8 protein-coding genes are annotated in these 13,522 nt (G+C 39.3%); 3 read left to right on the forward strand and 5 right to left on the reverse strand.

The features are described 5' to 3' along the window. Window positions 1-20 precede the first annotated feature (20 nt). Both AACZ87_RS20065 and AACZ87_RS20070 read right to left on the reverse strand, forming a co-directional pair. On the reverse strand, window positions 21-3,098 hold the full coding sequence (locus AACZ87_RS20065; RefSeq protein ID WP_339869853.1) for a TonB-dependent receptor: 3,078 nt from the start codon (window positions 3,096-3,098) through the stop codon (window positions 21-23). Window positions 3,099-3,596: 498 nt separating this feature from the next. Beyond that, on the reverse strand, window positions 3,597-4,139 hold the full coding sequence (locus AACZ87_RS20070; protein WP_339869855.1) for a 2'-5' RNA ligase family protein: 543 nt from the start codon (window positions 4,137-4,139) through the stop codon (window positions 3,597-3,599). Between the two features lie 243 nt (window positions 4,140-4,382). Between AACZ87_RS20070 and AACZ87_RS20075 the strand changes: the two genes are divergently transcribed. Next, entirely contained in the window at window positions 4,383-5,297 is a 915-nt protein-coding gene (locus AACZ87_RS20075) for a universal stress protein (protein ID WP_339869856.1), read from the forward strand. On the opposite strand, the gene AACZ87_RS20080 is transcribed toward AACZ87_RS20075, so the two are convergent. Then, window positions 5,294-6,229: a class I SAM-dependent methyltransferase gene (locus tag AACZ87_RS20080; RefSeq protein ID WP_339869857.1), complete on the reverse strand. Its 936-nt coding sequence runs from the start codon at window positions 6,227-6,229 to the stop codon at window positions 5,294-5,296. The two genes, AACZ87_RS20075 and AACZ87_RS20080, sit on opposite strands and share 4 nt — an antisense overlap. 234 nt (window positions 6,230-6,463) lie before the next feature. On the opposite strand from AACZ87_RS20080, the gene AACZ87_RS20085 reads away from it, so the two are divergent. Beyond that, a complete protein-coding gene (locus AACZ87_RS20085) occupies window positions 6,464-7,135 on the forward strand; it encodes a methyltransferase domain-containing protein (protein WP_339869859.1) in 672 nt (223 codons plus the stop codon). Here the strand turns inward: AACZ87_RS20085 and AACZ87_RS20090 are convergent. Both AACZ87_RS20090 and AACZ87_RS20095 read right to left on the reverse strand, forming a co-directional pair. Beyond that, window positions 7,132-8,919, reverse strand: coding sequence for an ABC transporter transmembrane domain-containing protein (locus tag AACZ87_RS20090; protein WP_339869861.1), 1,788 nt, complete (start codon window positions 8,917-8,919; stop codon window positions 7,132-7,134). The genes AACZ87_RS20085 and AACZ87_RS20090 overlap by 4 nt on opposite strands. Before the next feature lie 164 nt (window positions 8,920-9,083). Beyond that, the gene (locus AACZ87_RS20095) at window positions 9,084-9,683 is read right to left on the reverse strand and encodes a hypothetical protein (protein WP_339869862.1); all 600 of its coding nucleotides are present in this window, start codon (window positions 9,681-9,683) and stop codon (window positions 9,084-9,086) included. Window positions 9,684-9,867: 184 nt separating this feature from the next. On the opposite strand from AACZ87_RS20095, the gene AACZ87_RS20100 reads away from it, so the two are divergent. Continuing rightward, window positions 9,868-13,512, forward strand: a complete 3,645-nt coding sequence (locus tag AACZ87_RS20100) for a hypothetical protein (RefSeq protein ID WP_339869864.1) — start codon at window positions 9,868-9,870, stop codon at window positions 13,510-13,512. Window positions 13,513-13,522: the final 10 nt, after the last annotated feature.

Genomic DNA, 13,522 nt, shown 5'->3' on the forward strand with positions numbered 1-13,522 from the left:
TAATTTTTCGGTTGGAGTGATTAGAAACCTACGTTTATGCCGAGTGTATAGGTACGAATGATCGGAGCGACATTCCAATCTACACCGAAGCTTAGCTGACCAGAGTAAGAGTTTGCTTCTGGATCCAAGCCTGAATAGCTAGTAAATGTGAATGGATTCTGAACCTGTCCAAATATTCTCACATTTGTAATCGCTCCATTAAATGCGGACTCCAATGCAGAAGTAGGCACAGTGTATCCAAGAACGATATTCTGGATTTTCACATAATCACCTTTCTCTACGAATCTAGAGTTAGACACAGAGTTTTGCCACATGTTTTGATCCTGACCTGAGTAAAGCTTAGGAATGTCTGTTACTTGACCGCTTTCTGTCCATCTGTTTAGGATACTTGCTTGGTTATTAGAGAAACCTTGACCTAGCAAACCTCTGAGAGATTCGTTCATAATGTAGTTTCCACCAGAGAATCTAGTAAAAATCTCAGCATCGAAGTTTCCGAATTTGAAATTGTTAGACCAGCCTCCTTGCCACTTAGGAAGTGTATTTCCCAAGTATTCTTGAGTAGGTCCAGAAGCTGCGGTAGATACATTTGAAGGATCAGCTGCATTGTATTGTTTAAAGCCAAGTGCACCTGGTACCAAGTTGTATTGTACGATGTTTTCGCCAGAATAATACATTGGGTTACCATTTGCAGGGTTAACACCTGCCCACATTACTCCATATAGCTGGGCTACTGGATTTCCAACTTCAGTCTTATTATAAGTACCTGTTAACGGGCTAATCAAGTTAGTAACCTCATTTTTGATAAATGTGATGTTGAAATCAGTATCCCAAGAGAATTTACCTCTATTGATTACATTAGAGAATACTCTCAATTCAAAACCAGAGTTCTCCATCTGACCTACGTTCTGATTGATGCTGTTACCAGGAACACCCAAAGAAGGTGCTGTCGGTGCAGCTAGGATCATACCGTCAATGTTGTTTTTGAAGTAATCTGCGGAGAATGTTACTCTCCCTATGGTCATATCCAAACCGAAGTTTAGTTTTTTGGAAGTTTCCCACTGAAGGTCAGCGTTAGCAATTCTATTGTAGCCGATACCTGCACCTGCACCACCTAGAACTGGGCTATATCCTCCATAAGCAGCAAATGAATCTATACCTGTATTTCCTACTTCAGCATAAGAAGCTCTCAATTTCAAATCAGAGATCAGGTCAGAATTAAAGAAGGCTTCATCAGAAAGTCTCCATCCCACAGAACCACCGAAGAATGTTCCTCTTTGATTTTCTACTGCCAAATCAGAGATTCCGTCGTTTCTAACAGTGAAGGAAGCCAAATACTTACCCTTGTAAGAATAGTTGAATCTACCGAAGTAAGAATCATATCCTCTTTCTGTGTAGCTACCACCTGAAAATTGATTATTGTAAGAACCCGTAATCAAGTTATTTCTTCTGAAATAGTCATCTGAGATATCTGTACCCTGACCACTAAAGCCATAATATTTAGCAAACTGATATTCCAAACCAGCAGTTACGTTTAAGTTATGGTCATCAGCAAAAACGGTCTGATAGTTCAACGTATTTTGCCAGTTCCACTGGAAAGCTGGGTTAGTAGCCATATAGACGCTACCATTTGAGCTTCTACCGTCACCATGTCTAGCATCAAGAGACTGGAAATCGTCTGCCATTGTCAAATCAACACCAATTTGTGTTCTTGCAGTCAATCCATTGATAATATCTACTTCACCGTAGGCGTTTCCTATCATACGGTGCGTACGGCTTCTATAGATGTTGTTTTGGATCACAAAACCAATGTTTGGAATGTTGTTATCTGGTCCAGCAGCGTTAGCTCCAAATCCCGTCGTTGCACCGTTCGCGGTTACGTTAAATCCATCAAATGTTGTATTCTCTGCATCATAGATTGGTACGTTTGGCAAAGCACGGGTAGCATTGTAAATCGCTCCTGAAAGTGAATTTGAACCATTATTTAGGCCAAAAATCTCAGTATAAGAATAGGACATAGAAGTTCCCACTCGTACAGCTTTAGAGATATTGTGATCAATATTGCCTCTGAAAGAATACCTGCTTAATTCATTTGGTCTTATCGGAGATTCCTGATCAGTATATCCTAAAGAGAAGAAGTATTTCGTAGCTTCAGATCCACCGCTAATCGATAGGTTCTGCTGCTGAGTAAATCCTTTTCTGAAAACAAGATCTTGCCAATCTGTATTCACGCCTGGCGCAGCAAGTTCAGATTGACCTGCATTTGTTCTTTTTTCATTTGCAATAGTAACCCACTCATCACCAGTAAGGAGATCAAACGTATCTACAGCCTCATTGAAGCCCATAGTAGTGCTGTAATTCACCTTAGCTTTCCCAGTTGCTCCTCTTTTGGTTGTGATCAAGATGACACCATTTGCAGCTCTAGAACCATAGATAGCAGATGCAGAACCATCTTTCAATACTTCAAATGAAGCAATGTCAGAAGGGTTGATATTTGCCATAGGGTTTGAAGCGTTAACAGCAGATCTGTCAGAATTCACCATAGGAACTCCATCAATAACGAAAAGCGGGCTTGCACTTGAAGTAAGTGAGTTCACGCCACGGATTCGGATGATTGGAGCAGAACCCAAGATACCACTTGGAGTAGTTACTTGCACACCTGGTGCTCTACCTGCAAGCTGAGTCTCAAAAGAAGGAGACACCAAATTCTCAATAGCTGAAGCGTCAATTGAAGCTACCGAACCAGTGATTTCTCTTCTTTCTTGAGTGCCGTATCCGACTACCACTACTTCATTAAGTGTTTTTACATCAATGTCAAGTACCACATTGATAATGGAATTTGAACCTATAGACATTTCTTTGGTCAAATAGCCAACAAAACTGTACACAAGAACAGAAGCATCTGCAGGAACTTGCAAAGAATAACTTCCATCCAAATCGGTTATCACCCCTTGCGCGGTACCTTTTACGACTACACTTGCACCTGGTACGCCCTCTGGCTCTTCGGCCGAAGTAACCCTACCGGTGATGGTCTTGCTTTGCGCCAAAACTGTCACCAAGGACAGCAACGCGAAAGCACAGGTTAATAAAACTTTCTTCATAGGTTGAACATTTACGTTTAGTTATATTTTGACGCGAATATTAACCGAAAGTTTGAATTGAAAAAGAGCACAACTAACACGTAGTCAAGCCTCTAAAATAGATTATATCGTAAATTTTATATTTTAATAAAAAGCACCTCTTAAAACAGTCAGTTATTGAATTTATCAGATTATTATTTCAAAAAAATCATAATTCCTTCCAAAAAAAGAGGAGCTAATCTAAAAAAATATCTTTTACCTACCTGCTTAACCTAACTTTATAAAAGTACAATTATCAACCTAACTATATTTTATGATATTTTACCAAATAATATTCCTTTAATCGATTAGTTTCATATGAAAACAGTAAAATTCGATTGCTAGGAAATTGTATAAGCAAATATACAAAAAGTATAATATTTCGTTATATCATTAAAAACCGATGTAATATTTTTTTTAGCAAATTTTGAATAAAATGTAATTTTCTGTAAAAATCTTTATTAAAGCCTATAATTCAGATCAAATTAATCCTAAATCAATTTTTTTGTACACTTTCCATTCACCCTTTACCCGTTTTAGCACTGAGATCTGATTTTCCTTTAATTCTTGATAAATATCAACTTCCTTCGCGTATTTAAGAATATTCTGAAATTCAGTTTTCTTAACATCTTTAAAAGCGATGGTCATATGCGGCTGATAATTTCGGTCACTTAACTCATCTACGAGGTTAAGCTTCCTTTTACAAAAACTTTTTAAAGCGCTTTGGAAATCATAAAACTCCTTAGGTGCATCAACCCCGAGGTAGATTACTCGCTCCCCGAAAGTTTTCACTCCTTTTATTGACAAACTAGCAGGCCCATAACTACTCCCAAACTTCCTCAACTGTCCAATGAGCTGATCCTCCTTTGCCTCATTATAGATAAATGGCATTTTCAATGTGACATGAGCAGGAGACTTAAGGGCAAATTTAGCTTGAAACCTATCCCTAATTTCCAATTTCAGGGTAGTCACTTTTTCCTGAAACTCACCTTCAGGAACAATCGCCAAAAAATACTTCTGCATCACTTTCATATACTTATAATTATCTTTGGTAGGACATATTTTCAGTTCCTAACCTACCTTCCGCATCTACACTTGGTTCGGGAGAGTCATTCAACTAGTTAAGTCTGCAGCCTTACGTCAAATATCTCATCTTTTTCATCCCGCTAAATTACCTTGAAAAGGATTTCATCACGTAAAAACAGAAAAACTATTCGATTAACTGGATCAAAGTTTTAAATTAAGGGGAATAAACACCAAACAACTATGAAGCATTTTTATAAGGCCATGATTGGTCTTGATCTGACAGAAATGGACGATATCCTGATCAAAAAGACGATTGTATACCTGAATTTCCTAGGGATAGATAAATGCTACTTTGTGCATGTAGCCAAAAATTTGGCCGTGCCGGATGAAATTTTGAAAAACCACCCTGAATTATTGGCGCCAGGAGACGAATCTATCGAGGCTTTAATTCAATCCAAACTCGAGGAATTTGATTTTCCAGACAGTATGGAAATAGAAGTCTTCGCTGAAGAAGGTGCCCATCCCTTAGATACGCTTATCCGCTGGGCTAAAATCAAGGATGTGGATCTCATCATAATGGGGAGAAAAGAAGAACTCCAAGGCAGTGGTTCTCTGGCCAAAGGAGTGGCAAAAAAAGCTCCGTGCTCCGTATTGCTTTTGCAGGAAAGGAGACCTCCTGGATTACCTAAAAAAATTATGATCCCTTCGGATTTCTCAGATCATACAGATTTGATCTATGATTTTGGCGAAAGAATCTCTGAAGAACTCGGCGCAGAACTCATGCCGGTCCACCTCTACGAAGTCCCTCATGGATATTCAAAGACTGGAAAAACCTATGAGGAATTTGCTGAAATCATGAAGGAAAATGCGCAGGAAGATTTCAAACGTTTTATCCAGAAGCATAATCACAAGGAATTAGAATGTCATTTTGTTCTGAATGATGGTGAAGGTCAGGGCAAAGCCTTGCTGGAAGAAGCAGAAAAACTCGGTGCGGATATGATCTTACTTGGCTCCCGAGGCAAAACCAAATCCGCAGCAATTCTTCTAGGGAGTGTTGCAGAGAAATTAGTGCTAGTAAATAATGTACTTCCTATGCTCATCTTCAAAAAGAAAAATGAAACCATGGGATTCTTTGAAGCTTTATTTAAAGTCTAATCTGGCTTAGTAAGAAAAAAACAAACCTGATCTCCTTTGCCCTCCTTATTATATTGGAGGGCTTTTTTTTCGAATACAGCCAATTCTTGCTGAGAATACCGCTCGTTCATTAGCTTGTGATCCAGAGTAAATCCTTGCTCATATAATCCTGTCCCCCAGAATTGAAATCCCGTAGCGTCAAAAAGGACTTCCTCAAGATTAAAACCCAGCGTTTTGGAAAGTATGTCAAACCCTGCTACGGATGGAATAATCAAATGTCTAGGCGCATCTAGCTGCACCCAAAATTGCCGCTTTTCTTTCCAAATTGCCGCATCAGTCACAGGTGTTCTAATCAGCAACTTTCCGCCAGGATTCAATTTGTCAAAACAAGCCTGAAGAGCTTCCATTGGGCTTTCCATATGCTCAAATGCATGATGCATCATGATCAGATCAAAGGAATTGCTACTCTCCTCTAATTGCTTCTTCCAGAGATGTAAATGGGAATTGATTTTCTTGTCATGCTCTAAAAACGGATCGAAGCCATGTAAATCAGTATATCCTGAAGCATACATTTCATAGAGCAACTGACCGTTGCCACAGCCTACATCAGCGATTTTCGCATCGAAAGGTGGATTAATTTTCTTTAGCCAGTGCGCATAAATTCCAGGCTCAAAGACTTTAGCCTTCGTTGTTTTCAACAGATTCATCCGAATCTGCTTAAACAGTCTTCTAGCAAATCCTGATTGCACCAAGGGCAAGAACGAATAGTATCCTGAGCTCGAATAATAATCCCCGAGATTTTGAGGGATTTCATCCAATTGAATTGATTTACAATCCAAACATTCTGAATAATGGAAAGAGCCTCCCATGCCAAACATTCGCTCAGTCGCCTCAAAAGTGCCTAAGCTATTACTCCCACAAAACTTACAAGCTTTATCCAAATCAAAAGACATTTCCACGAGTAAAAATCTGCTCGTAACTAGTTTTCAATAGATTTCACAATTCAATTACATTCCGATCCATTAAAATAAAAAGAGGCCATTATCAGGCCTATTTCCAATTTAAACCTGAATTCTTCTGATTAGCTCTGAATTGAGATTCATTTCAATGCTAAAATTAAGCAAAGAATCCCCAAGGCTGATTACTTTTGTGATTATTTGTTAGTCGAAACGCCCGCTGGGCAACGCATGAGTTTTATTTCGAATTTATTTTCACCTTCCGATAATCCCGACTCTTTAGGAGCCAAATTTAGAAACCAAAGACAAAAGGATTTTGAGGATTTATTCTTCCAGAATTTTTCAAAAAATGACCCAATTCGCATCCTCGACGTAGGAGGAGCTGCTTATTTCTGGGATACGAGTAGCCTGCCGTCCCTTCCTAATGTTGAGATTGTGCTCCTCAATCTTCGAGAAGAACAAACAACCCATCCAAAAATTAGGTCTGTCGTCGGCGATGCTACGAATATGGCTGAATTTGCAGAAAACAGTTTTGATCTTGTTTTTTCAAACTCGGTAATCGAGCACTTGTATACTTGGGAAAATCAGCAAAAGATGGCTAGTGAGATCATTCGTGTGGGCAAAAAACACTTCATCCAAACGCCAAATCGAACTTTCCCTGTAGAGGCACATTATGCTATTCCCTTTGCACAGTACGCTCCTAAACGGCTGTTGCATTTTTTCCTTACAAAAACTAAGGTAAGCAGACTTCGAAAATGGGATCCAAAAGATGCGCAGCAATACCTTGATGAAATCAGACTACTTGACCTAAAAGAAATGAAACTGCTTTTCCCTGATTCAAGTATGTATCTGGAAAAAATCTTCGGAATGGTCAAATCAATCTCTGCACATAACCTTTCTTAGTCGGCAAACTGTAGCCTTACCAAGTTGGCATAGAAGCCATCCTCTCTAGTGAGAAGATCAGTGTGATTGCCTTGCTCTACGATTTCTCCGTCGCTGAGCACATAGATTCTATCTACTTTGCGAATCGTAGCCAATCTGTGCGCGATGATGATGGTAGTTCTACCTTTCATTAGCTCATCTAATGCCTCCTGAACCAGGTGCTCTGACTCCGCATCTAGCGATGATGTCGCTTCGTCCAAAATCAAAATCGATGGGTCTTTCAAAATCGCACGAGCTATTGCCACACGTTGTCTTTGACCACCTGATAGCTTCACTCCGCGCTCACCTACAAGTGTATCTAGCCCCTCTGGGAATTGGGAAATAAACTGCCACGCGTTCGCCTTTTTGGAAGCCAAAATGATTTCTTCCTCGGTTGCACCTGGTTTGGCATAGGAAATATTCTCACGAATAGACCCACCAAAAAGCAATACTTCCTGTGGCACCATACCAATATGTGAGCGGAGATTTTCCAGATTCCATTCATCCAAAAGCCTGTCATCTACTTGAACAGATCCTTTCTGGACCTCATAGAACCTCATTAATAACTGAATGATCGTAGATTTTCCAGCCCCAGAATGCCCAGCCAAAGCCACTTTTTCTCCAGGATTTACATGAAAAGTCAGGTCTTTCAGCACTTCCATTTCTGGTCGGGTCGGATAGTGAAAGCCTACATTACTAAAGGCGATTTTGCCTTGGAAATTGGTAGCATTAGCTCCTGAAACTGATTCTGGCTCCTCGTCCAATATTTCCAGCACTCGCTCAGAAGAACCGATCGCCTTTTGAACCTGACCATAGATATCTCCAAGTCCAGCGATGGATCCACCAATAAATGTAGTGTACAACACAAAGGAGACTAACTCTCCAACGCTCATATCTCCAGAACTCACCAAACTCGCTCCGTACCACATCACCGCTACAATTCCGCCAAACAGGGCAAAAATGATAAAGGAAATAAATGCTCCTCTGTATTTGGCAGCGCGTAATGCAACACCAACCACGCGGTTTAGCCCACCACCATACCGAGCTGATTCGAATGCTTCTCCTACAAATGATTTGACTGTGCTGATAGATTGTAATGTCTCCTCCACGATCACATTTGCGGCAGCAAGTTCGTCTTGGGTACTTTTAGAAAGTTTTCTGATAAACCTCCCAAAAACCATTGCAATTACAACCAAAACAGGGAAAGTGGCCAGCATGAACAAGGTCAATTTAGGTGTATTTACCATCAGAAAAATAACGCCAGCGACAAGAGTTACAACTTGTCGGAAAAGCTCTGCCAGCGTGACCGAAAACGTATCCTGAAGCATGCTCACATCAGAAGTAATGCGGCTAATCAACTCTCCAGTACGACGCTTATCAAAGAATGTCATCGGTAAGCGCACCATTCGTGAATACAAGGCCAAGCGAATATCACGCATCGATCGCTCCGAGACTAAGGCAAAAAGCCAAACTCTGAAAAAGGAGAAAATACTCTGTACGGCAAGAATCCCTACCAATATCAAAGCGATCGAATTGATATCGCTTACGATCCAATCCGTTCCTTGAGCAGTATCAATGAGCTTACCTGCAACAAACGGGAAGGTAAGCAGGGTAAGTGAAGAAAATACTAGGAAAATCAACCCTAAAAAGAATGCTCCTTTATAAGGCATCAGAAATTGAAAAATGCCTCCGAGCTTACTTAAATTCTGCTTATTCAACTTCCTCTTTTCACTCTCGTCCAAAGCAGTTCCTCTTTTCTTAGCCATTCGTTATTTTTGGTATTGAGGGGACAAACTTAAGGCTTTTTTCGCAAGGATTTCCTTAGTAAAAGTGAAAGGTTTGACCATCCACTCCTACTATTTGAGCAATCATAGCTTTTCAATCCGGAGTGGGTTTACTTCTGCACTTTCAAAAATGAGGAAAAGTGCAACTATCTGCCCAATTGTGCATCAACCAATTCACGCTTCAGCTTGCGCTCACGATCTAGCATATTCTTACGATGATTGTCAAATTCCTCCTGCACATCAGCCAAATCTTTTTGGGCTTTCTTGATTTTTCTGAAGCTGGTAAAATACTGGAAGGAGAAAATAGCCAATGCTCCCGCTAGAACTGCTACTAAAACCCACATCATAGAGGAATAAACAGTCTTGTGAATTCCCATTCCCAAAAATGAAAAATTATCCTTTTCGTCAATTGCAGCCTGCTTTTCGGTTTCTGCTGTTTCCAAAATCGCATTGAGGTTTTTAATTGAATCCTTCTCGCTTACTATCAAAAGCTTAAGATCTCCAACTTCTTTTCTCATAGTGACCATTGAATCCAGAATATTGGACTTTAGCTTATCCAAATTGGTTCGCTTCACTACTTTATATTCCTGGAAGTTATTTGAGACACTGTAGATGTATTCAAACTGGCTATCTATAGTTCCAGAGTTAAGTGATCCTTTGTCCTCAGAATTTTCCTGTGAAAAACTGTAAGACGGAAAGGTGATCAAAGAAATCAAAACTAGGAACAGGGAAAGTACGCTCTTCATTGGGTAATCTATTTACAAACTAGGGTGAAATGCTTCGGTGTCCAATAAACATGCCTTGGAGGGTAAATACAAGGTTATTTGTATTAAGCTATCTCATTACACTTTTACAAATTTTACACTAAACATTGATTTTCAATACATTATAAGCTACATTGATTTATATTTTTTATTAATTTTTTTTCCTATGGTTAAAACCGTAAAAATCTGGCTGGTGCTTTTACCTCTTATTCTTATTATCGGGGTGGTGCTATATATGCAATCCTATAAGAATCAGCAAGAACTGGCAAATCAGCTGACCAGAAGCGTAGAAGCATCCAAAAATGATATAGTACGAGCCTTAGAAGATTACTACACAAGGGTAGAAGCCTATTTCGTACGAGAAGGATCAGCAAAATCAGCAATCCTTCGCTCTGATAAAAAAACAAGGATAGAAGCCAATAAACTTGCTCAAATCATTACCTGGAAGCCTAATTATACCAACCCAAAATTACTTAGTTCTTCATCTGATTTTGATGATTCTCTAAACTTCAAAAATGGGATGGTCATAAAAAATGGATTAGTCATTCGAATAGAAAATTTGCAGAATGACTATGACATAGATCAGTTTAGAAAAGCTTTCAATATTCCTGAGAATACTTCAAAAGAGTCTGTAAACTCTTTGGTGGTTGATTTAGAAATTCCGATCACAGAACTTTTGCGAAAGCAGAGCACCAACAAAATCTTTGAACACTTCTTTATCACCTTCGATGACGGAACCATCCTCTATCCAGCTGATGAGGCAGGAATCAAGCTTTTTATCCCCTCAGATATAGAGATTGACACCTTGGGCGTGACCAACTCTGGCACGGATATGATCCAGCTCAACTATTCCGGAAATCAGACCAGAGCCTATGTATCACCTATTCCTATAGAGAATCAACAACTCTACGCCGTAGGGTTGATCTCAGAAGGCACTTACCAAAAAGTAGGAATGCGCTTGGACTTCGGTAAACTTAGTATGTTGATCCTCTTTTTATTGATCCTGATCGCTTTAGTCCCAATCCTCGGGGTGATGAATCTTTCACCAGGCGATAACCTCACTCAAAACAAGGTAACTCAGGTGGGTATTTCACTGGTTTGCCTGACGATTATCATTGGCTATTCTATCTCTCAGTTTAAGAATGAACCAGACCCTGTGGCCGAGCAATCAGAGCTGGTGAACCAGCTTGAGTGCAGTTTGAGGGATTCTTTAGCTATCTATAAGGCAACCCTGGAATCTATTAATAGCTATGAGCAACTAGATAAGTTGCAAGTAAATTTCAATGAGGTCATTGCTTTCAGACCTACTGGGTATGTCGATAAAATCTATTTCAAAAATGCACCAACTCCTTTAATCGACTTTTCAAAGGACAGTTCAGCCATTGATTTGAGTCAGCGGGAGTATTTCACCTTTTTCACTAATAAGTCAATAGCAAGCAATACTTTTCTAGACTCACACTACAGCAGATCTGATGGACAATTGGAATCTGTGATCTCCAAAGACTTTGAATCGGGCGGCGATGGGAGCGAAATATCCGGAATAAATGCCATTACATTTAAGTTTAAGGTAGATCCAGGCTTAAGTGATCATTACCGCTTTCTCGCGCTCAAGGAAAATGGAAAAATCCTGCTAAAAAGCAATAAAATTTCTTCTCCAATCGCCACTATCCAAGAAGGAATCAATCAGGAGAAATGGGGAGAGATCAGCTCTTTAATGAGAAATAATTCAAATTCTACCTCCCACATAGAAACCTCACTTTATTTGAATGGTAATTTTTACACAGGAGTCCTAAAAAGGGTAGCTATTGATGGGTTTGATGAAAATGTCTGGCTACTATTTCTGGTGAATGAAAACATCAGTCATGCATTCTCCTCACTGAGCTCTGCAGAGTCCATCTCTTTGCTTAGTATCTATTTCCTGGCTTTGGTATTTAGTTTATTGATCCAAAAATATTCGAGAAGGTCGTTGGATAAGCAGGGTACCAAGGCATTTCTATATTCCTGGCTGGAGCCAAACGCCACTAATCTCCCTAGACTAAACTACCTAATCTTCGCCTATATAATCTATGCAATTTGTCTGATCGGTATATACTATGCCGCTGCAGTCTCGCATACAGATATGCTACTCTTGCTGATTTACTCCAGCTTTCTGATCTCATTTGTCAACTTATCTACGTCGATCAATTCGATGACCTTCGACGATTTCACGGAATTTAAAGTTCAGAGATACTCGATGAGATCGATAATCTTGGCCGGAATAAATCTTGTATTGATCATTTTCATTTGCTTCTGGAATGCACAGGTAATAATACCTAGCCTAGTATTGACTTTTATAGCTTGTGGAATTGTTTGTGTTTGGTTTGTTCTAATCAAACCCAGACTCAACTTTAACAATCGTTCAAAAAATATTACCATTCCCACGTTTCTTAGTCTCTGGTTTTTGATTATCGGCTTTTTGCCTGGATATTTTCTCCAATCTAAAACCCAAATCTATGAGCAAACCATCTGGAACTCTTCAGAAATCAACCTACTGAAAGACACCACCTATGATTCAAGAAATCTAGATTCATTTTATAGCCAATACGAATTGGACAGAAGAAAATTTCTCACCTGGATTGCTGATCCTTTTGACGAAAAAATCAAAAATTTCATAGCTCCAAACCAGCAAGTTTTCAAATCAGCAATGACTCAAGGAAGCCTCGGAATCCCTAAAGTTACAGTGCTCATCACCAATTTACTGACGGTAATTTTGATGTTGATTTTATTCATACTTTTTGTAAACATCATCCAAAATATCGTCTTCTATCCATTTTTTGGTTTAAAAAGGAAAGGAATAAATTTCTCCAATCCCAAGCTCTTTTTCTGCTGTCCACAATCAGGAAGAACAGCAGAATTGGTGAATAAAAAAATAAACCAGAATCAACTCCAGACCATAAATTTATTGGATGCTGACTTAATTAGCCCGGATCTTCTCAATCCCGAAAAAACACATATACATATTCAAAATATTCATTGTCTGAAAAATCAATTGGATATTATCCCCATTCTCAACAAACTTTTAGCTCAAAATAAATCCATCATTATCAGTTCAGGCAAAAGCTGGGATGAGCTTTTCTCCAGACTTACGGAAATAGACGATCAAGTCATCTTTGCAGAGACATTCACTGAGTTTGAATTCCACACGCTACCCATCAATCTACATAGTTTTAAAGCTGAGCCGAATGTCAAAAAACATGTATTGCTTCATCAGGCAGAAAATGAAGAGAAAATGCAACTTGGAATTGCCCAGTTTGCTGACATCTGGTCCGAGCTGAATTTTCAGGAAAAACTCGTTTGCTACTCATTTTCTATGGAGAGATTTCTCAATAAATCACGCAAAAACGCAATACATGAATTAATCCGAAAAGGAATTTTAGTCAAAACCAAAACACTAGATTCCTTATCAGCTGCGGATCAAAAAGGCTGTACAGATGCTAAGGAAGAAGAGGAAATGGACTCCACCTTAGAATGGCAGAAGTATGAATTTTTCAGCAGGCTTTTCCAGACTTATATTTTGACACATGTGAGTAAAGAAGAGATCAAAGGATTCCGGGATTTTGAGAGTAAAAACGGAAATTCACGCATGATTCAAGTCTCAGCTATAAGCTTTGTACTGATCTGCTTTGCGTTGATCAGCATATTTGATAGAACTTTTCTCAATGAAATCTATGCTTACCTCACAGGAACGTTAGGCCTATTGGGAAGTCTATATGCGCTGTTAAACAGAGGTTTTTCAGGTTTCAAATTTGGCAAAAGTGAACCAGCAGCTTAATACCCATCTT

The sequence above is a fragment of the uncultured Algoriphagus sp. genome (assembly GCF_963974365.1).
Classification (GTDB): Bacteria; Bacteroidota; Bacteroidia; order Cytophagales; family Cyclobacteriaceae; genus Algoriphagus.

Bases quoted from the DNA above. Each gene is read 5' to 3' on its own strand.
- AACZ87_RS20065 (WP_339869853.1), bottom strand. From the start codon at position 3,098: ATGAAGAAAGTTTTATTAACCTGTGCTTTCGCGTTGCTGTCCTTGGTG.
- AACZ87_RS20070 (WP_339869855.1), bottom strand. From the start codon at position 4,139: ATGCAGAAGTATTTTTTGGCGATTGTTCCTGAAGGTGAGTTTCAGGAA.
- AACZ87_RS20075 (WP_339869856.1), top strand. From the start codon at position 4,383: ATGAAGCATTTTTATAAGGCCATGATTGGTCTTGATCTGACAGAAATG.
- AACZ87_RS20080 (WP_339869857.1), bottom strand. From the start codon at position 6,229: ATGTCTTTTGATTTGGATAAAGCTTGTAAGTTTTGTGGGAGTAATAGC.
- AACZ87_RS20085 (WP_339869859.1), top strand. From the start codon at position 6,464: ATGAGTTTTATTTCGAATTTATTTTCACCTTCCGATAATCCCGACTCT.
- AACZ87_RS20090 (WP_339869861.1), bottom strand. From the start codon at position 8,919: ATGGCTAAGAAAAGAGGAACTGCTTTGGACGAGAGTGAAAAGAGGAAG.
- AACZ87_RS20095 (WP_339869862.1), bottom strand. From the start codon at position 9,683: ATGAAGAGCGTACTTTCCCTGTTCCTAGTTTTGATTTCTTTGATCACC.
- AACZ87_RS20100 (WP_339869864.1), top strand. From the start codon at position 9,868: ATGGTTAAAACCGTAAAAATCTGGCTGGTGCTTTTACCTCTTATTCTT.